This window comes from Streptomyces litmocidini (genome assembly GCF_014649755.1).
Lineage (GTDB): Bacteria > Actinomycetota > Actinomycetes > Streptomycetales > Streptomycetaceae > Streptomyces > Streptomyces litmocidini.
Genome location: NZ_BMTQ01000018.1, coordinates 81,740 through 99,400 on the forward strand (window position 1 = coordinate 81,740; position 17,661 = coordinate 99,400).

Here is a 17,661-nt window from a genome sequence, read left to right on the forward strand (position 1 = left end):
CGTCATCGGCCGCCGTCCGGCGCGAAGGACTCCAGGAGCCGGGCGATGGTCATCGCGAAGATCTCGTCCGGGTCGACGGGGGCGGCGGGGGCCTCGGCGAGCAGGGCGGCGAGGTGCGGGTAGCGGCCGCTCGCCACCTGCCCCATGAGGTAGGCGCCGCGCACGGCCTGCTCCTCCTCCTCGGACCAGGGCAGTCCGCGGGCCCGTTCGGCGATGGCCTGCTCGTTGGCGACGGTGGCCATGACCGTGCCGTTGACCATGGCGATCAGCTGCATCTTGAGGCCGGCGGGCTGCTCCAGGGGGGCGAGGCAGCCGAGGCACCACTCCAGGAAGCGCAGGGCGTTGGGGCTGAAGCCGTAGGCGGTGGTCATCACCCGGGCCAGCCAGGGGTGGCGGTACATGATCGCGCGGCCCTGGTGGGCGATCGCGGTCATGTCGGCGCGCCAGTCCCCGCTGGGCTCCTCGGGGAGCTCGTACTCGCCGCTGACCGCGTCGACCATCAGTTCGTACAGGTCCTCCTTGCGGGGGACGTAGTTGTAGAGCGACATGGTGCCGCAGCCGAGTTCGGCGGCGACGCGGCGCATGGAGACCGCGTCGATGCCGTCGGCGTCGGCGATGCGGACGGCCGCGTCCACGACGTCCCGCCGGCTGTAGGCCGGTTTCGGGCCGCGGCCCGCGCGCTCGGGCCGCGCCCAGATCACTTCCGGTTCGGCCGCTCGGCCCGCCATGGATCATCACCTCGCCCCCATCGTAGTTACGTACGCCGTACGTAGTGGGGTAGGGTCGCGCCATGACAACTACGTACGCTGTACTTAGTGAAGGTCTGCGGAAGCGTTACGGCGACGTCCACGCCCTCCGCGGCCTCGACCTCGCCGTCCCCGAGGGCACGGTCTGCGGCGTCCTCGGGCCCAACGGCGCCGGCAAGACCACCGCCGTCCGCGTCCTCACCACCCTGGTCGCGCCCGACGCGGGCAGCGCGCTGGTCGCGGGCCACGACGTGGTGCGCGACCCGGCGAGAGTGCGCGAGCGGATCGCGGTCACCGGGCAGTACGCCTCGGTCGACGGCGACCTCACGGGCACCGAGAACCTGCGGCTCTTCGCCCGGCTCCTGCGCGCCCCGCGCTCCCGCGCCGACGAGCTCCTGGAGCGGTTCGACCTGACGGCGGCGGCCGGCCGGCCCGTCCGCACCTGGTCCGGCGGCATGCGGCGCCGCCTCGACCTGGCCGCGAGCCTGATCGTGCCGCCGCGGGTGCTCTTCCTCGACGAGCCCACCACCGGCCTCGACCCGCACAGCCGCAACGAGATCCGGCACGCCGTAAGGGAGTTGGCGGACCAGGGCACGACCGTGCTGCTGACCACGCAGTACCTGGAGGAGGCCGACCAACTGGCCGACGACATCGTCCTGATCGACGAGGGACGGGCCGCGCAGCGCGGCACCCCGGCCGAACTGAAGGCGCTCGTCGGCAGCCGGGCCGAGGTCGTCGTCGCCGACCCTTCGTTCCTCGAAGCGGCCGCCTGCGTCCTCGACCGGCTGACCGGCTCGGCGCCGGTCCTGGACGCCGAGCGGCGCACGGTGGGCGCGGTGACCACGGACACCACGCTGACCCTCCCCCGGATCGTCCGCGAGATCGACGCGGCCGGGGTCCACCTCGTCGACGCCTCCCTGCGTCCGCCTACCCTCGACGAGGTGTTCCTGCGCCTCACCGACCGGAAGGAGCTCACGGCGTGAGCGCCCTCGTGCACGACGGGACCGCCATCCTCGGCCGTCACCTCCGGCGGATCGGACACGCGCCCGCGATCACGGTCATGACGCAGACGATGCCGATCGTCTTCCTGCTCTTCTTCGGGTACGTCCTCGGCAGCGCGCTCGCCGCCCCCGGGGCCGCCTACCGGGCCTTCCTGGTGCCCGGCATGCTGGTGGCGACGGCCGCGGGCGGCCTGATGACCGGCATGCTCCAGGCCGCGCAGGACTCCCACCGGGGCATCACGGACCGCTTCCGGACCCTGCCCGTGAGCCGGGCCGCCGTCCCCCTCGGGCAGGCCCTCGCCGATCTGCTCGCGAGCGCGGTCGGCACCGTCCCGCTGATCCTGGTCGGCCTCGCCATGGGCTGGCGGATCGAGGGCACCCTCCCCGGAGCCCTGGGCGGCTTCGCCCTGCTGCTCCTCTTCCGCTTCGCGACGACCTGGGTCGGCATCCTGCTCGGCCTGGTCTCGAAGAGCGAGGAGGCGGCCGGGCAGCTGGGCAGCGCCGCCTTCATGCTGCCGCTGCTCTCCAACGCGTACATCCCGACCGACGGCATGCCCGCCTGGCTGCGGACGGTCTCCGAGTGGAACCCCCTCTCCGCGGTCACCACGGCGGTGCGCGAACTGTTCGGGAACGCGCGGGTCCCGGCGGACGCGGCCTGGCCGGTGGCCCACCCGGTCGCGGGCGCGCTGCTCTGGTCGCTCGGGCTCGTCGCCGTCTTCGCCCCGCTCGCGGTGCGCCGGTACGCCCGGGGGTGACGCGGTCCGGCGGCGGGACCCCGGCCCGGGCGACGGGCCCCGCGTGACGCAGCCCCTGATGACAGGAGGCGCACCGGCACGGTAGGCAGGGCGGTCATGAGCACTCAGCCACTCCCCCTCGCCGGGGTCACGGTCGTCACCGTCGAACAGGCCGTCGCCGCGCCCTTCGCCACCCGCCAGCTCGCCGACCTCGGCGCCCGCGTCGTCAAGGTCGAGCGCCCCGACGGCGGGGACTTCGCCCGGGGGTACGACACGGCCGCCCGGGGGCTCGCCTCCCACTTCGTGTGGTGCAACCGCGGCAAGGAGTCGGTGGCGGTCGACCTCAAGGACCCCCGGGGCCTGGCGCTCGTCCGGCGGATGGTGGCCGGCGCCGACGTCTTCGTGCAGAACCTGGCGCAGGGCGCGGCGGCCCGCCTCGGCCTCGACGCCGCGACCCTGTGCGCGGCGTACCCGCGGCTGATCGCGGTGGACGTCTCGGGGTACGGGGCGGAGGGGCCGTACGCGCACAAGCGGGCCTACGACATGCTCGTGCAGTGCGAGGCGGGCCTGGTGTCGGTGACCGGCACGCCCGGGCAGCCCGTCAAGTCGGGAATCCCGGCCGCCGACATCGCCGCCGGGATGTACGCCTTCTCCGGCGTCCTCGCCGCCCTCGTCCGGCGCGGCACGACCGGCCGGGGCGGCCCGGTGGAGGTCTCCCTGCTCGACTCGCTGGCCGAGTGGATGGGGCATCCGCTGCACCACGGGATGCACGGGGGCGCGGCCCCGGCGCGCACGGGGCTCGCGCACGCGGTGATCGCCCCGTACGACGCCTATCCGACGACGGACGGACTCGTCCTGCTCTCCGTGCAGAACGACCGGGAGTGGCGGCGGCTCGCCGAGCGGGTCCTCGGCCGGCCCGAGCTGGCCGACGACCCGGCGTTCGCGACGAACACGGCGCGGGTGGCGGGGCGCGCGGCGACCGACGCGGTGGTCGCGGCGGCGCTCGCCCCGCTGACCGCGGCCGAGGCGCTGGCGCGACTGGACGCGGCGGGCATCGCCTGCGCCCGGCTCAACTCGGTCGCGGAGCTGGCGGATCACCCGCAGCTGGCGGCGCGTGACCGGTGGCGGGAGGTGGGGTCCCCGGTGGGGCCGCTGCGGGCGCTGCTGCCGCCGATCGTGTTCCCGGACGCGCCGGAGCCGCGGATGGACCGGATCCCGGCCCTCGGGCAGGACACGGACGAGGTGCTCGCCGAACTCGGGGTGACGGAGCCGGAGGTGAAGGAGCTGCGGGAGGCGGGGGTGATCGCCTGACGGGGAACGGGAAGGGGCCGGGCGCCTGGCGGGACGGGGCGCCGGGCGGGGTCGCCGCGTCGTGCCTGGCGGAACGGGGTGCCCGACGGACCGGGGAGCGGCGGGGCCCGGGGTCCGGACGGGGCGGGGAGCGGCGGGGCCCGGACGGGCCGGGGCCCCGGATGCCGGGCGGGCCCGGGCACGACGGAACGCCGGACGGGCGGGGACACGTCCGGCGGAGTCGCGGTCGGAGCTCTAGTGCCGCGTGCCGAAGAGCGAGCTGCGCAGGCGGCGGAGCGGGGCGAAGAGCGAGACCCGCGCGCTGCGGCTGCGGTGGCCGTGCACCGGCACCTCGCGCGTACGCGTCGTCAGTTCCCGCATGAGCAGCGTCGCCTCGGCCGCTTCGCGCTGGGGCACGGCGGGGCCGCCGAGCACCGCGAGATGGCGGTCGAGCCGCGAACTGGTCGCGCTGCTTCCGCAGGTGATGGCAGGCACTCGCGGCCTGCTGCGCATTGCTATCTGTTCCATGTCACTCCCCACCCGTACAAGGGCACCCGGCCCGGGCAGGTTAACCCTATCGCTCCGTCGTGACACCCGTGTATCCCGGCGGCGCGATTCACCGCACTCGTACGGGGGTTGACGGTGACTGTCCGAATACGTCTGATTCCAGGGCGAGTTGGACAGCACTCGAACACCTGCCGAACCATCACGAACCATCCTGCCCTCCGGACCGCCGTCCATGACCACGGAGGCGGGTGTGATCTCCGCCACCAAGATCGTCCGGGCGCGCCGCACGGGACCCGCGCAGGACCGGAGCCGTGAGCACGCCCCTCGGCTACCGTGGATCCATGACGGTGATCGCGGGTCGTTACCGGCTGCTCGACGTCCTCGCCGAGGGGACGACGGGCACCGTCTGGCGCGCTCTGGACGAGACCGGCCACCACGAGGTGGCGCTCAAGGAGTTCCGCGCCCCGGCCGGGCTGCCGGCCGAGGAGCTCCCCCTGCTGTACGCGCGACGGGAGCGCGAGGCGCGGGCCGCCGCGCGGATCTCCCACCCCTCCGTCGTGCGGGTCCTCGGCGTGGTCACCGAGGACGGCCGGCCCTGGGTCGTGACGGAACTCGTCCGCGGCCTCACCCTCGCCGAGACCCTCGACGCGGACGGCCCGCTGCCCGCGCGCGAGGCCGCGCGCGTCGGCGCCGAGGTCCTCTCCGGCCTGCGGGCCGCCCGGGAGGCGGGCGCACCGCACCGGGGCGTGGGGCCGGGGCAGGTGCTCCTCGCGAACGACGGGCGGGTCGTCGTCACCGGCTTCGGAGGCGCGCCGGACGACCCCACGGACCCCGGGGAGGACCTGCGCGCCCTCGGGGCGCTCCTGGAGGCGGCGGCGGACGACCGGTCCGGGCCGCTGGGTGCCGTGATCGACGGGCTGAGGGGCGAGGGGCCCGCCGTGACGGCCGATCAGGTGGAGCGCGAGCTGCGCCGGGTGGCCTCGGGCGGCACGCCGAGGGCGGAGACGGGGCCGGTCGGGGCTTCCGCTCCGCTCCGGACCGGCCGTGACGGCGACACCGGCACACGGGCCGGTGCGCCGCCGGCGCCGGCCCCGACGGCGGGCCCGCCGTCGGGCCCGCCCCGCACGGCGCCCCGCCGGGGTCCCGTCCTGGTGGCCGGGATCGTCGGGGCGCTGCTGCTCGCGGGGGCGCTGGTGTACCAGGCGGTACGGGACGACGGACCGGACACCGGGCCGGGGCCGGGCGGCGTCACGAGCACCGCTCCGACGGGGCCCGGTGCCACGGGCACCGGCGGGCCGGCTACACCACCCCGTTGAAGGAGGGCAGGTAGCCGCCGGACTGTCCGGCGGCGGTCGGGTGGTACGACTCGCCGATGTTGAGCCAGTTGAGGCTGTGCAGCCAGGCGGAGCCCGAGCAGATCTCGTGTCCGGTGAAGGCGGGGACGACGCTCGCGAAGGTGAAGCCGTGGTCGGCGGCGCGCTTGGCGGTGGCCGCGTTGAGGTAGTCGGAGGCGCTGTTGATGGCGCTGCGCTCGTTCTCGCTGAGGCCGGCGACGCAGCTGCCGCTCAGCTGGTAGAAGCGCGGGTAGCCGAGGACGACGACGTGGGCGGCGGGCGCCTTGCTGCTGATGGCGTTGTAGACGGAGTCGAGCTTGCCGGGGAGCGTGGTGTCCACGTACGCCTTGGCCTGATTCACTCGGTTGATGCAGGTGGCCTCGGACTCCAGCACACAGGTCGTCATGACGTCGGCGAAACCGGCGTCATTTCCCCCGATCGTGATGGACACCAGGTCGGTGGCGGCCGAGAGGGGTCCGAGCTGATTCGCGGTCACATCACCCGTTCGGGCGCCCGAGCAGGCGGTGAAGGCGAACGAGGAGGGGGCGTGGGCGTTCTTCCACAGCACCGGATAGGCCTTCGTGGAGCGCTTGCAGTCGCCGCTGGCGCTGTCGTAACTCCCTGAGCCGACGCCGGAGGAGTACGAGTCCCCCAGGGCGACGTAGTCGAGTGCGGCGGTCTCGGCGGCCTGGGCCGCGCCCGACCCGGTGAGGGCGAGGACGGCACCGAGGAGGAGCGAGGACGAGAGGGCGGCAGAACGGGACAGTCTCATGGAACCTCCCTGTAGCAGGATCTCTGCGCTACCAGGTAGTAGCATCGGATCCGCTCCGCCGGAAGTGTTCATGTCAAAACTGGGACTGAACAAAGGCCGATCACCCATCAGGAGCAGTCCCTATCAAGCCACTTCGCGGAGCGGGGCGACCGGCGCCGTGACCGCCGCAAAACCCGGTGCGCGTCCCCGCCGGTTGCCCGATCATGGGCGCATGTCCGACACCCCCTCCGCACCGCCCGCCTCGCTGCCCGTCGTCGTCAACCTCGACGACAGCGACTCCCCGGGGGACGTCCTGGACGCGCTGTTCCTCGACCGCTTCGCGACCGGCGAGCAGCCGCACGCGCACAGCACCACCCTGGACCGGGCCAGGCCCGACGCGACGCTGCTCCCGGAGGGGGCCAGGGTGCTGCGGACGGCGCGGGACGACGACCGCAGCGCGGTGCTCGCCGAGGGCGAGGGCTGGACGATCCTCTCCTCCCGCTGGAACCGGCGCGCGGACGTGACCGTCACGGCCACCGACCCGGAACTGGCGCGGCGGATCCTCGCCGAGGCCACGGAGGGGGCGAAGGACGAACCCGAGCCGGAGCCCGACGACGTGACGATGGGCTTCTGGTACGTGGCCCCGCAGCGCGGCCCGCGGCGCATGACCCGCCGGATCAGCGCCGGGACCTGGGAGGAGGTCCGGCCCCACTACGCGGCGTCGGTGGCCGGCGCGATGGACGGCCTGATGAAGGTGACCCCGGAGGACGTCACCGGCCGGCTCCTGCTGCTGCACGGCCCGCCGGGCACGGGCAAGACCTCGGCGCTGCGGACGCTGGCCCGCGCGTGGCAGGACTGGTGCCAGGTGGACTGCGTGCTCGACCCCGAGCGGCTCTTCAACGACATCGGCTACCTGATGGACATCGCCATCGGCGAGGACGACGGCACGTCGAAGGGGCGCTGGCGGCTGCTGCTCCTGGAGGACTGCGACGAGCTGATCCGGGGCGGGGCCAAGCACACGGCGGGCCAGGCCCTGTCACGGCTGCTCAATCTGACGGACGGGCTGCTGGGCCAGGGGCGCAACGTCCTGGTGGGGGTCACCACCAACGAGGACCTGGAGCGGCTGCACCCGGCGGTGGTCCGGCCGGGCCGCTGCCTGGCCCGCATCGAGGTCGGGCCGCTGAGCCGGGCCGAGTCGGTGGAGTGGCTCGGCCGCGAGGAGGACGTGCCGCGCGAGGGCCGACGCTGGCGGAGCTGTTCGCGCTCCGCCGCGGCACGCCCCCGGCGGGCCTCCCGGAGCCCCGCACGGCGGGGGCGGGGCTGTACCTGTAGCGGGTACGGGCGCGTCGGCCGCCCGTGGCGCGCCGACGCGCCCCCCCGCCCCCGGGGTCCGCCTGTCGGACCGGGCCCCGGGGTCTTCTCCGTCCGGAGCGGGTACGGACGCGTCAGCCGTCGTACGCCGCCCGCAGGGCCTCGTTCAGCGCCGCCTCCGCGGCCTCGCGGCTGAGCCCCAGGCGACGGGCCTCCTCGACGTACTGGGCGGCGGCGGTGGCGGCCCGGCGGGTCGCCGCGTCACCGGCGGCGGCCACGAAGGTGCCGTGGCGCCCGCGCGTCTCGATGACTCCGTCCGCCTCCAGGGCCTTGTACGCCTTGGCGACCGTGTTCGCGGCGAGGCCCAGCTGCTCCGCGAGCCCCCGTACCGTCGGCAGCTTGTATCCGACCGGCAGTCTGCCCGACCGGGCCCGCTCCGAGATCTGGGCACGCAGTTGTTCGTAGGGAGCGGTGGTGGATCCGTGGTCCACGGCGATGGTGAGTGTCACGCGGCCGATTCTGCCCCCACCCCACCGGAAAATGGGAGGCGGTGGTGCGCCCCGCGCCCGTAGCGTGCCACCCCATGACTGTGATCGTCCGTGATGTACGGGCCCAGGACGCCGAGGGCTTCGCCCGGGTGCGCCGGGCAGCGCTCCCCTTCATGCTCGCGACCGCCGAGCAGGTCGCCTTCGACTGGGCGCACGCCCACCCCGACGCCCATGACCGCCCGCTGGTCGCCGTGACCGAGGACGGCGCGATCATCGGGACCGCGCAGCTGAGGATCGCCCACGACGCCCCGGAGCCCGGCATCGGCTCCGTCAACGTGTACGTGGACCCCGCGCGCCTGGGGCTCGGCGCGGGGACGCTGCTGCTGCGCGCCGCCGAGGAGCACCTCGTGGAACGGGGCGCGCGGACGCTGTACAGCTGGGTCCTCGACGGGCCGGCGAACCGTGCGTGGGCCGAACGGCGGGGGTACGCGCCCCGCCGCGGCGCGCACTTCCTCCGGCTCGACCTGACGACCGCCGAGCTGCCGCCGCTCCAGGACCCCCCGTCCGGGGTCGAGCTGCGCACGGCGGAGGACTTCGCGGCCGATCCCCGGCCGCTGTTCGAGCTGGACGCGGTGACGACGGCGGACGAGCCGGGGGACGTGGGCACGGAGCTGGACGACTACGCGCACTGGCGGGAGACCACCTGGGAACATCCGCTGTTCGACCGGGCGCTGACGACGGTCGCGGTGGTGGACGGGGTGCCGGCGGCGTTCAGCGCGGCGCAGACGGACGGTCGGGGCCGGTACTGCTCCGGGATGACGGGCACCGCGCCGGCGTTCCGGGGCCGCGGGCTCGCGAAGCTCGCCAAGGCCGCCTCGCTGCACCGGGCCAGGGCCGCGGGCTGCGGGGAGGCGTTCACGAGCAACGACGCCGGCAACGGACCGATGCTGGCGATCAACAAGTGGTTCGGCTACGAGATCTGCGCGACGGAGGTGAGGCATGTCCGGACGGTCGGTTGAGATCACCCTGACGAAGGCGGGCCGGACCAAGATCCGTTACCCGGCCGAGGTGCTGACGGAGAAGGGCGCCCGGCTCTCGGTGCGGGCCCCGTGGGCGGCCGAGGGGGTACGGGACTTCGGCTTCGTGCGGTTCGAGCCCGGTGACGTGTTCGTGGAGCACTACTGGCGCGACCGCTGGTTCACCGTCAAGGAGGTGTGGTCGGCCGACGGCGGCCTGAAGGGCTGGTACTGCGACATCACCCGGCCCGCCGTGATCGACGGCGCCGAGGTGGTGGTCGAGGACCTGGACCTGGACCTGTGGGTGTCGGCGGACGGCAGCGAGGTGCTGCGGCTCGACGAGGACGAGTTCGCGGCGAGCGGTCTCGCCGCCTCCGACCCGGAGGCGGCGGCCCGTGCCGTGGTGGCCCTCGACGAGTTGGAGCTACTCGGCCGGGAGGGCCTGATCGACCTGCTGCACCAGGCCTGAGGCCTGTCCCCCCGGCTTTCTCAGCGCAGTTCGACGTCCGCCTGCTCGGTGGTGAGGAAGCCCGGCAGGGGCAGGCCCGACGCGCCGGCCGTGAGCTGCACGAGGGTGGCCTCCACCCGGGCGGCGCCCGGCTGGTAGACGGGCTCCTTCACGACGGCGGTGTTGGCCCACGTGTGGAGGTGCCCGTCGCAGACGGCCCGGGTGCCGCCGATGCCGGTGGAACGGCTCCCCTGCTTGAGGGTGGAGCTGACGAAGACGGGGCCTTCGCTGTCGTCGAGGCAGCGGTACGTGCCGGAGACGGTGACCGTGCCGTCGGCGCCGATCGTGCCGTACTCGTCGATGGTGAGGCCGCCGGCCCCTCCCGCGTGGGCGAGGGGGGCGACGGCGGCGGTGAGCAGGGCCGCTGCGGTGAGGACGAGTCGGACGCGCATGAGCGGGGTCCTTTCGGGGGTGGGGGGAAGGTGCTGCCCGCCAGGGATACCCGATCAGGCCGCCCGTCGGCCGAATCTCACCCCATCGGGGGCGAGTTGGTCCGGTCGCCGCACATACGGTCGTACGGTCCTCCCGCGCGCGCCCCGGGCCGTCGCGCGCCGGTCGGGCCGGCCGTTCCTGAGCCGCCCCTTACCTCCTTGCAGAGAGGCCCCTTGTACCCCGCCGAATTTGGGCCGGACGGTAGCGTCGGGGAAGCCGTCCCGTCCCCCTACCTGCAGCTTCGATGGACTTCGGCAGTACGACTGCGCGGTCCTCGGTACTGTGCAGCGGACACGTGATGCACACCAGGGGGAGCCGCTCATGCCCGATCTCAGCTCCTTTCGTTCCCGGCCGCTTGATCACGGCGGTGACCTCTCCGGCTGTGGGCGGTGACTATGCGAACAGGGGAAATCGGTCGGCGTCCACACCCAAGCGCTCTCGGTCGCTACCGGACAACGACGCGCGTCCGGTAGCCACGCGCGCGTACTGCGTGTCGTCCCACGGCACCGGCACCGGGCGGCCCAGTAGCCCGTCCAGCGTACGGCGCGTTTGGCCGAGCCCTTCTGCCGAGGGTCCTGGTGCACCGGGAAGCGACACGACGAGGTCGAGATGGTGGATCGTCGCCTCGACGGCCAGCGTGCGGATCAGATCACCGGCACTCAGCACGTGGCCCTGGGTAGCGACGTACTGGTCGGGCGCGGCACCGGCCGCGGCGTCAACCACTGCGGCTACCGTCTGCGAATACAGCTCGCACAGCTGGTCGACGTGCAAGAACATGCTGGCGACGACCCGGGTGAACCTCCGACCGTTGGCCGCGCCCACGGCGTCGGGGCGCCAATCCTCCCAGTAGGTGACCGCGTCGCGGTCCGGCGTCCGCCCGGCGGGCGTGTGCAGCGCCACCAGGCCGCGTTGCGCGTCGCTCAGGCAGTGGAAGACCAGGTCGCGCACCGACCATCCGGCACAGCCGGTCGACAGCCATGACTGCTCATCCGTGAGGGTCGTGACAACGGCGTCGAAGGCACCGTAGGCCGCGCGCAGTACGTCGGCCGGGCGCTGTTTTTCCTCCTCGTAAGGCATGCCCGCGAGGATAGGACGGCAGCCTGTCAAAGAACACCCCGCCCGCCCGCGTCAGACAGAGCTACAGGGGCACTGAGCTCTTTCCAACTTCGCTGTGCTGAGCACGAGTTGGACAGTCCTGCGCAACGGCGAAGCTCCTGGTAGACGGGTTCTCGACCAAGATCACCCATGTCCGCCAGGAGCTTCGTGTGCTTGTCTACCCGTCGTCGATCGGCCTGTCCACCCGCACCCTTCAGTATCTGACGGGGCGGCTCCGGGCTCGGCGGCGGGCGATCGGGACGCGGTGGCGACGCCTGCCGGTCGGGAATCAGGCCCTGCTGGTCCCGGCCCACCTGCGGTGCGGCGATACCTACGCCCAGCTCGCCACCGGCTTCCGCATCAGCACCGCGACCGTCTACCGCTACATACACGAGGCCATCGACGTCCTGGCTGCTCTGGCCCCCACCCTGGACGAGGCGATGAAGACCGTACGGACGAAGGCATTCGCAATCCTGGACGGCACCCTGCTGCCGATCGACCGGATCGCCGCCGACACCCCGTACTACTCCGGGAAACACAAACGCCACGGCATGAACGTCCAGGTCCTCACCGACCCATTCGGACGGCTCCTGTGGGCCTCACCCGCACTGCCCGGGTCCACCCATGACCTGACCGCCGCACGCACTCACGGCATCATCGACGCGCTCGCCGAGGCAGGCGTGAAGTGCTGGGCGGACAAGGCGTACCAGGGCGCCGGCCGACCGGTCCGCGTGCCGTTTCAGGGCCGTCGACTCAAGCGGTGGATGCGCCTGTACAACAGCAGCCACGCCAAGATCCGCTGCCTCGGCGAGCAGGGCATGGCCACCCTCAAGGGCTGGCGGCTGCTACGCAAGCTCCGCTGCAGCACCAACCGGATCACCGACATCGTGAAGGCCGTCGTCGTCCTTCAGCACGCCTCAACCTGAGGTTGAAAAAGGCTCACTGCCCCGGCCACATCGCCGCTCCCTGTGTGGCTCCCCCAGAGAGCCACACAGGGAGCCACCGCACACGACATCCAGCGGACTCAGGCGAACACTCACGGACCAAGAGGGCATGCCTGCGCAGGATCTCGAAGACCGCCGACAGGCAGTCTCTAAGCGCACTCTTACCTCCGCCTTAACGCGGCCCTAAAGGCCGCGATCCGCGCTTCTTCCGGGGCTAGTTTGCTCGGCGTCACCCACCGCCCCCGTGAAGGAGTCGTACCCCCATGACCTCTCGCCGTACGGCGACGGCCGCCGTCACCGCCGCCCTGGTCCTGTCCGGTCTCGCCGCCGCGCCCGGTGCCTCCGCGCACGGCTCGATGACGGACCCGGTGAGCCGGGTCGCGGCCTGTTACGCGGAGGGCCCGGAGGCGCCGAGGTCGGCGGCCTGCAAGGCGGCGGTGGCGGCGAGCGGGACGCAGGCGTTCTACGACTGGAACGGGGTGAACGTCGCGAACGCGGCGGGGCAGCACCGGACGCTGATCCCGGACGGGAAGCTGTGCAGCGCGGGGAACGACAAGTACCGGGGGCTCGATCTGGCGCGGGCCGACTGGCCGGCGAGCGGCATGCGGTCCGGTGCGCACACCTTCCGTTACAAGGGGACCGCCCCGCACAGGGGCTCGTTCGCGCTGTACGTGACGAAGGACGGGTACGACCCGTCGAAGCCGTTGAAGTGGTCGGACCTGGAGGACGAGCCGTTCGTGACGGTGACCGACCCGGGGATGGAGAACGGCGACTACGTGTTCCGGGGGAACGTGCCGAAGAAGTCCGGCCGCCATCTCATCTACTCGGTCTGGCAGCGCTCCGATTCCCCCGAGGCGTTCTACACCTGCTCGGACGTGGTGTTCGGGCAGGAGGCGGGGGGCGCGCCCGCGCCGAGCGCCTCCGCGCCCACCGACGAGCAGATCGAGGCCGGCGAGGGCGAGTCCTCGGTGGAGCACGGCGGGCACGGGGACGGCGACGCGGCGACGGGCGCGCGGGAGACGGCGGCGGCCCCGGCCGGACCCGCCACCACGGCTCCCGTTCGGGAGACCGCCACCACCGCTCCCGTTCGGGAGACCGCGTCCCACGCGCCCGCGCCCGCCGCGCCCGCGCCCGCCGCCGGTTCCGGCGTGGAGCTGGCGGAGACGGGCGGCGGCGCCACCGCGCCGTACCTCGCGGGTGGCGCCGCCGCCGTGCTCGCGCTCGGTGCGGCGGTGCTCCTCGGGACGGCCCGGCGGCGCCGGGTCCGCCGTTAGCCGACCGCCGAGAGGCAGGTGGTCGGGGTCGCGTGGGCCGGGTCGAGGGCGTTGGCCACCTCGTGGAAGGCGACCCGGTCCACCGTGCCGATCGCCACGTGCTCGGAGAGGTCGAGCGCGCACTTGTCCTGGATGAGGACGTTGGTGACGTTCGGTCCGGTCAGGAACTGGGAGCGGTACGGGGTGACGACCTCGTCGTACTGGCTCGCGATGACGTGGTAGCGGACGCCGGGGACGGTGTCGCCGCCCTCGTTGAGCTTGGTGATGAAGGCCGAGCCGGCGATCTGGTCGGCGAGGCCGGGGGTCGTGGAGCTGATGACGTCCTCGGCGCCGGGGAAGTACGGCAGGAGCTTGGTGAGGCCGAGCAGGGTGGTGCCGTGGTTGTCGGGGGCGATGCCGACGAGGGTGTTCACCTTCTCGGCCCCGCCGAGGAACTTGAGGTACCAGCGGGGCATCATGCCGCCCTGCGAGTGTCCGACGAGGTCGGCCTCGGGGGCGCCGGTGGCGGCGAGGACGCGGTCGACGTAGGTGCCGAGCTGTCCGGCGGACGCGGCGATGGGGCCGAGCCCGTTGAAGAGGGGGACGTCCGGCAGCTGGCCGTAGTCGAGCGAGAAGACGCAGTAGCCCCGGTCGACCAGGTAGGGCGCGAGGGCGAGCCAGTTGTCCCACGAGTTCCCGAAGGTGCCGTGGACGAGGACGACGGGGCGGGGGTGGGCGGCGGACGGCTTGCAGGAGAAGTCGTTCCAGCCACGGCTGGGGGCGGTGGCGGCCTGGGCGGCGGCGGTGGGGGCGAGGGTGGCGGCGGCGGTCAGGAGGAGCACGGACAGTGCTCTGACGGCGCGCTTCCAGGACTTCGGGGGCAGCATCGGGCGATCTCCTTGCGGCTCAAGGGGAAGGTGGGGGTGCTGTGCCCTGCGGCCCGGACCACAAGTGGGGATGCTCTCCAGCCAAGCTACGCACGGGTAGCCTCGACGGGAAGTTACGTGTCGGTAAAAAGTGCTGGGCCGTCGTCAGGCGGTCGACGGGGCGCCGGGAGCCGCCCCGTTCAGCCGTTCGGCCCCCACCCGCCTGCGGGAAGGCCCCGGTACCCGGAGCGTGGGGGCATGAGTCTCGTCGATGAACTGAAAAGCGCCGTCACCCCCCGAGCCGCCCTGCTCGTCGTCGGCGTCTTCGCCCTCCAACTCCTGTTCATCACCTCGTACGTCGGAGCCCTGCACAATCCGAAGCCCACGGACGTCCCCTTCGGCGTCGTCGCCCCCCAGCAGCTCTCCCCCGCCCTGACGGAACGGCTGGCGCGGCTGCCCGGCGATCCCCTCGACCCGCGCGCGGTCGCGAGCGAGGCCGAGGCGCGGAAGCAGATCCTGGACCGGGACATCGACGGGGCCCTCGTCGTCGACCCGCGGGGCCGCACCGACACCCTGCTCGTCGCCTCCGGCGGCGGCAAGGTGCTCTCCTCGACCCTGGAGGCGATGATGACGAAGCTGGAGGCGGCCGAACAGCGCCGTGTGCGGACCGTCGACGTGGCTCCCTCCTCCTCCCAGGACTTCAACGGGCTCTCCGCCTTCTACCTGGTCATCGGCTGGTGCGTCGGCGGCTACATCTGTGCCGCGATCCTGGCGATCAGCGCGGGCTCCCGGCCCGCCAACCGGGAGCGCGCGATCATCCGCCTCGGGACCCTGGCGCTCTACTCGGCCCTCGGCGGCCTCGGCGGCGCGATCATCGTCGGCCCGGTCCTCGGCGCCCTGCCCGGCAGCGTCGCGGCCCTGTGGGGCCTGGGCACCCTGGTGGTCTTCGCGGTGGGCGCCGCCACCCTCGCCCTGCAGGCGGTGTTCGGGATCGTCGGCATCGGCCTGGCGATCCTGCTCATCGTGATCGCGGGCAACCCGAGCGCGGGCGGCGCCTTCCCGCTGCCGATGCTGCCGCCGTTCTGGCGGGCGATCGGCCCGTACCTGCCCCCGGGCGCGGGCACCTGGGCGGCGCGCTCGATCGCGTACTTCAAGGGCAACGGCATGACCGTCTCGATGGTGATCCTGTCGGTCTGGGCGGTCGTCGGCACGGCCGTCACCCTGGTGCTGTCCTCGGTGAGGCGGACGCCGGCGGCGGAACCCATCGCCTCGGAGGTGGGCGAGGTCCCGCCCATGGGGCGCACGGGCCGGAGGTCGTAGGAGAGAGGACGCGCGGAGGCCCCCCGCGGTGGCGGGGGGCCTCCTGTGTCCGGACCGGGAACCGGGACCGGGGGATCAGTACACGTTCACCCCGTACGCGCTCAGCGCCTCCGTCACGGGCTGGAAGAAGGTCGTCCCGCCCGAGGAGCAGTTGCCGCTGCCGCCCGAGGTGAGGCCGATCGCCCGGCTGCCCGAGTAGAGCGGGCCGCCGGAGTCGCCGGGCTCGGCGCAGACGTTGGTCTGGATCATGCCGTAGACGATGTCGCCGCCGCCGTAGTTCACGGTGGCGTTGAGGCCGGTCACCGTGCCGCTGTGGATGCCGGTGGTGGAGCCGCGGCGGGTGACGGACATGCCGACGGTGGCGTTGGCGGCGCTGGTGATGTCGACGCTGCCGACCGTGCCGGACTTGGTCACCGAGGTGTTGGTGTAGCGCACGATGCCGTAGTCGTTGGTCGGGAAGCTCGACCCGGCCGTGGAGCCGAGCACGGTGGAGTGGGCGGAGTCGGACCACCAGGTGCCCGCGCCGTCGGTGCAGTGGCCGGCGGTGAGGAAGTAGTAGTTCCCCGCGCTGTCCTTGACGTTGAAGCCGAGCGAGCAGCGCCAGCTGCTCGCGTAGATGGCGTCGCCGCCGGAGATCAGCTTGTTGAACGTGCCGGGGGTGCGCTCGATGCGCAGCGCGCCCGCGTTGGTGCCGGCCCGGTGCTTGATCCTGGCGATCTCGGCCTGGGAGACGGTGGAGTCGGCGGTGACGACGACCTTGCCGGTGGTGGTGTCGACGCGCCAGGCGGTGCCGGCCACGTCGGCGGCGAGGACGGCGTCGCTCGCGGCGGAGAGCTGGGTGGCGCTGAACGTCTGGACCGGGTCGGCGCTGGCGGTGGGGACGCCGAGCGTCGCGGCGGCGGCGACGAGGCCGGCGGTGAGGGCGAGCAGCCGGAACTTCTTCGTGGGGGTGGTGCGCATGGTCGCGTTCCTCCTGAGTGGGGGTTCGATGAACGGGCCGTGCGGGTGGATCAGTAGAGGCTGACCTTGTAGGCGGCGAGGGCCTCGGGCACCGGCTGGAAGAAGGTGGTGCCGCCCGACCGGCAGTCGCCGCTGCCGCCGGAGGTGATGCCGAGCGCCTTGGTCCCGTCGTAGAGCGGGCCGCCGGAGTCGCCGGGCTCGGCGCAGACGTCGGTCTGGATCAGACCCTTCACCGTGCCGCCGCTGGAGTAGTGGACGGTGGCGTTGAGGCCGGTGACCGTGCCGCCGTGGGTGCCGGTGGTGGAGCCGGTGCGCTTGACGGACTCGCCCACGTAGGCGTCGGCGGCGGAGTAGCCGCCGGAGTGGCTGAGCGAGGTGTTGTCGTAGCGGACCAGGGCGTAGTCGTTGCCCGGGAAGCTGGAGCCGGTGGTGGCCCCGATCAGGGTCGACTGCGCGGAGTTGGTGTACCAGGTCTTCGCGACGTTGCCGCAGTGGCCGGCGGTCAGGAAGTAGTACGTGGAGCCGCTGACCACGTTGAAGCCGAGCGAGCAGCGGTAGCCGCCGCCGTAGATGGCGTCTCCGGCGGCGAGCAGGGGCTTGAAGACGCCGGGGGTGCGCTGGACGCGGAGGGCTGCGGCGTCGGCGCCGGCCGCTCTCCGGATCTTCGCGAGTCCCGCGTCGGTGACGGTGGAGTCGGCGGTGACGACGACCCGGCCCGACGCCTCGTCGACGTACCAGGCGGTGCCGCCGACCCCGGCGGCGTCGACGGCGGACTCGGCGCGGGCGAGCTGGGCGGCCCCGGCCGGTCCGGGCGCGGGGGCGGCCTGGGCGCCGGGGAGTCCGAGGGCGGTGGCCGCGGCGAGGCCGGCGGCGACGGCGAGCAGACGGGTGCGGGTGTTCCTCACTGTGCTCCTCACTGTTCTCCTTCTGGGAAAAGCGGAGGGGCCCGTGGATGGCGGGTCCGTGAGGCGCCATCAGGTGACGTGTTCCTGACATGCACCGCCAGTGATAGTGGCCCCCTCCGGGCGGACGCACAAGACCGCCGTACGGACGGGTGCCCCCGACCGTCCCGGCCAGGGGCACCACCAGCGAGGAAGAACACCTG

The 17,661-nt window shown here is 73.2% G+C and carries 18 protein-coding genes and 1 pseudogene; 10 read left to right on the forward strand and 9 right to left on the reverse strand.

Annotated features, from left to right (window positions below; all coding sequences use genetic code 11):
• Positions 1–2: 2 nt before the first annotated feature.
• A complete protein-coding gene (locus tag IE180_RS30075) occupies positions 3–728 on the reverse strand; it encodes a TetR/AcrR family transcriptional regulator (protein ID WP_190160115.1) in 726 nt (241 codons plus the stop codon).
• A 62-nt stretch (positions 729–790) separates the two neighbouring features.
• Between IE180_RS30075 and IE180_RS30080 the strand changes: the two genes are divergently transcribed.
• From IE180_RS30080 to IE180_RS30090, 3 genes are all read left to right on the forward strand, one after another.
• Positions 791–1,729, forward strand: coding sequence for an ATP-binding cassette domain-containing protein (locus IE180_RS30080; protein WP_190160116.1), 939 nt, complete (start codon positions 791–793; stop codon positions 1,727–1,729).
• Positions 1,726–2,502, forward strand: coding sequence for an ABC transporter permease (locus IE180_RS30085; RefSeq protein WP_190160117.1), 777 nt, complete (start codon positions 1,726–1,728; stop codon positions 2,500–2,502). Before IE180_RS30080 ends, IE180_RS30085 begins: the two co-directional genes overlap by 4 nt.
• A 96-nt stretch (positions 2,503–2,598) precedes the next feature.
• Positions 2,599–3,792: a CaiB/BaiF CoA transferase family protein gene (locus IE180_RS30090; RefSeq protein WP_190160118.1), complete on the forward strand. Its 1,194-nt coding sequence runs from the start codon at positions 2,599–2,601 to the stop codon at positions 3,790–3,792.
• Positions 3,793–4,026: 234 nt separating this feature from the next.
• On the opposite strand, the gene IE180_RS30095 is transcribed toward IE180_RS30090, so the two are convergent.
• Positions 4,027–4,299 carry a hypothetical protein gene (locus tag IE180_RS30095; RefSeq protein WP_190160119.1) on the reverse strand — a complete coding sequence of 91 codons (273 nt, stop codon included), beginning with the start codon at positions 4,297–4,299 and terminating at the stop codon, positions 4,027–4,029.
• Positions 4,300–4,589: 290 nt separating this feature from the next.
• On the opposite strand from IE180_RS30095, the gene IE180_RS30100 reads away from it, so the two are divergent.
• Entirely contained in the window at positions 4,590–5,594 is a 1,005-nt protein-coding gene (locus IE180_RS30100; protein ID WP_229861034.1) for a protein kinase domain-containing protein, read from the forward strand.
• Here the strand turns inward: IE180_RS30100 and IE180_RS30105 are convergent.
• Complete coding sequence (locus IE180_RS30105) at positions 5,578–6,384, reverse strand: SGNH/GDSL hydrolase family protein (protein ID WP_190160120.1); 807 nt, start codon at positions 6,382–6,384, stop codon at positions 5,578–5,580. The two genes, IE180_RS30100 and IE180_RS30105, sit on opposite strands and share 17 nt — an antisense overlap.
• Positions 6,385–6,595: 211 nt before the next feature.
• Between IE180_RS30105 and IE180_RS30110 the strand changes: the two are divergent.
• Positions 6,596–7,695 (forward strand): annotated as a pseudogene (locus tag IE180_RS30110) (DUF5925 domain-containing protein).
• A gap of 113 nt (positions 7,696–7,808) precedes the next feature.
• Here IE180_RS30110 and IE180_RS30115 read toward each other — a convergent pair.
• Entirely contained in the window at positions 7,809–8,183 is a 375-nt protein-coding gene (locus IE180_RS30115) for a GntR family transcriptional regulator (protein WP_123450784.1), read from the reverse strand.
• 74 nt (positions 8,184–8,257) lie between these two features.
• Here IE180_RS30115 and IE180_RS30120 point away from each other — a divergent pair, with 74 nt between their 5' ends.
• A complete protein-coding gene (locus IE180_RS30120) occupies positions 8,258–9,181 on the forward strand; it encodes a GNAT family N-acetyltransferase (RefSeq protein ID WP_190160121.1) in 924 nt (307 codons plus the stop codon).
• Positions 9,162–9,647: a ribonuclease FAU-1 family protein gene (locus IE180_RS30125; RefSeq protein WP_190160122.1), complete on the forward strand. Its 486-nt coding sequence runs from the start codon at positions 9,162–9,164 to the stop codon at positions 9,645–9,647. The genes IE180_RS30120 and IE180_RS30125 overlap by 20 nt, the downstream gene beginning before the upstream one ends.
• A gap of 20 nt (positions 9,648–9,667) precedes the next feature.
• Here the strand turns inward: IE180_RS30125 and IE180_RS30130 are convergent, their stop codons facing one another.
• Positions 9,668–10,078, reverse strand: coding sequence for a DUF6299 family protein (locus IE180_RS30130; protein ID WP_190160123.1), 411 nt, complete (start codon positions 10,076–10,078; stop codon positions 9,668–9,670).
• A gap of 433 nt (positions 10,079–10,511) precedes the next feature.
• The gene (locus tag IE180_RS30135; RefSeq protein WP_190160124.1) at positions 10,512–11,195 is read right to left on the reverse strand and encodes a maleylpyruvate isomerase N-terminal domain-containing protein; all 684 of its coding nucleotides are present in this window, start codon (positions 11,193–11,195) and stop codon (positions 10,512–10,514) included.
• Positions 11,196–11,383: 188 nt separating this feature from the next.
• Between IE180_RS30135 and IE180_RS30140 the strand changes: the two genes are divergently transcribed.
• Both IE180_RS30140 and IE180_RS30145 read left to right on the forward strand, forming a co-directional pair.
• Positions 11,384–12,139, forward strand: coding sequence for a transposase family protein (locus IE180_RS30140; RefSeq protein ID WP_190160125.1), 756 nt, complete (start codon positions 11,384–11,386; stop codon positions 12,137–12,139).
• Positions 12,140–12,420: 281 nt separating this feature from the next.
• A complete protein-coding gene (locus IE180_RS30145; protein ID WP_190160126.1) occupies positions 12,421–13,431 on the forward strand; it encodes a lytic polysaccharide monooxygenase auxiliary activity family 9 protein in 1,011 nt (336 codons plus the stop codon).
• Here IE180_RS30145 and IE180_RS30150 read toward each other — a convergent pair.
• Positions 13,428–14,297, reverse strand: coding sequence for an esterase/lipase family protein (locus IE180_RS30150; protein ID WP_190160127.1), 870 nt, complete (start codon positions 14,295–14,297; stop codon positions 13,428–13,430). The two genes, IE180_RS30145 and IE180_RS30150, sit on opposite strands and share 4 nt — an antisense overlap.
• 237 nt (positions 14,298–14,534) lie before the next feature.
• Here IE180_RS30150 and IE180_RS30155 point away from each other — a divergent pair, with 237 nt between their 5' ends.
• The gene (locus tag IE180_RS30155; RefSeq protein ID WP_190160128.1) at positions 14,535–15,596 is read left to right on the forward strand and encodes an ABC transporter permease; all 1,062 of its coding nucleotides are present in this window, start codon (positions 14,535–14,537) and stop codon (positions 15,594–15,596) included.
• A 75-nt stretch (positions 15,597–15,671) separates the two neighbouring features.
• Here IE180_RS30155 and IE180_RS30160 read toward each other — a convergent pair whose 3' ends face one another.
• Both IE180_RS30160 and IE180_RS30165 read right to left on the reverse strand, forming a co-directional pair.
• Positions 15,672–16,556, reverse strand: coding sequence for a S1 family peptidase (locus IE180_RS30160; protein ID WP_190160129.1), 885 nt, complete (start codon positions 16,554–16,556; stop codon positions 15,672–15,674).
• A 50-nt stretch (positions 16,557–16,606) separates the two neighbouring features.
• Positions 16,607–17,473, reverse strand: a complete 867-nt coding sequence (locus tag IE180_RS30165; RefSeq protein ID WP_229861037.1) for a S1 family peptidase — start codon at positions 17,471–17,473, stop codon at positions 16,607–16,609.
• Positions 17,474–17,661: the final 188 nt, after the last annotated feature.

Coding starts and splice junctions, on each gene's coding strand:
- IE180_RS30155 (WP_190160128.1), top strand. CDS start 14,535: ATGAGTCTCGTCGATGAACTGAAAAGCGCCGTCACCCCCCGAGCCGCC.
- IE180_RS30130 (WP_190160123.1), bottom strand. CDS start 10,078: ATGCGCGTCCGACTCGTCCTCACCGCAGCGGCCCTGCTCACCGCCGCC.
- IE180_RS30145 (WP_190160126.1), top strand. CDS start 12,421: ATGACCTCTCGCCGTACGGCGACGGCCGCCGTCACCGCCGCCCTGGTC.
- IE180_RS30090 (WP_190160118.1), top strand. CDS start 2,599: ATGAGCACTCAGCCACTCCCCCTCGCCGGGGTCACGGTCGTCACCGTC.
- IE180_RS30135 (WP_190160124.1), bottom strand. CDS start 11,195: ATGCCTTACGAGGAGGAAAAACAGCGCCCGGCCGACGTACTGCGCGCG.
- IE180_RS30120 (WP_190160121.1), top strand. CDS start 8,258: ATGACTGTGATCGTCCGTGATGTACGGGCCCAGGACGCCGAGGGCTTC.
- IE180_RS30095 (WP_190160119.1), bottom strand. CDS start 4,299: ATGGAACAGATAGCAATGCGCAGCAGGCCGCGAGTGCCTGCCATCACC.
- IE180_RS30150 (WP_190160127.1), bottom strand. CDS start 14,297: ATGCTGCCCCCGAAGTCCTGGAAGCGCGCCGTCAGAGCACTGTCCGTG.
- IE180_RS30080 (WP_190160116.1), top strand. CDS start 791: ATGACAACTACGTACGCTGTACTTAGTGAAGGTCTGCGGAAGCGTTAC.
- IE180_RS30075 (WP_190160115.1), bottom strand. CDS start 728: ATGGCGGGCCGAGCGGCCGAACCGGAAGTGATCTGGGCGCGGCCCGAG.
- IE180_RS30125 (WP_190160122.1), top strand. CDS start 9,162: ATGTCCGGACGGTCGGTTGAGATCACCCTGACGAAGGCGGGCCGGACC.
- IE180_RS30160 (WP_190160129.1), bottom strand. CDS start 16,556: ATGCGCACCACCCCCACGAAGAAGTTCCGGCTGCTCGCCCTCACCGCC.
- IE180_RS30105 (WP_190160120.1), bottom strand. CDS start 6,384: ATGAGACTGTCCCGTTCTGCCGCCCTCTCGTCCTCGCTCCTCCTCGGT.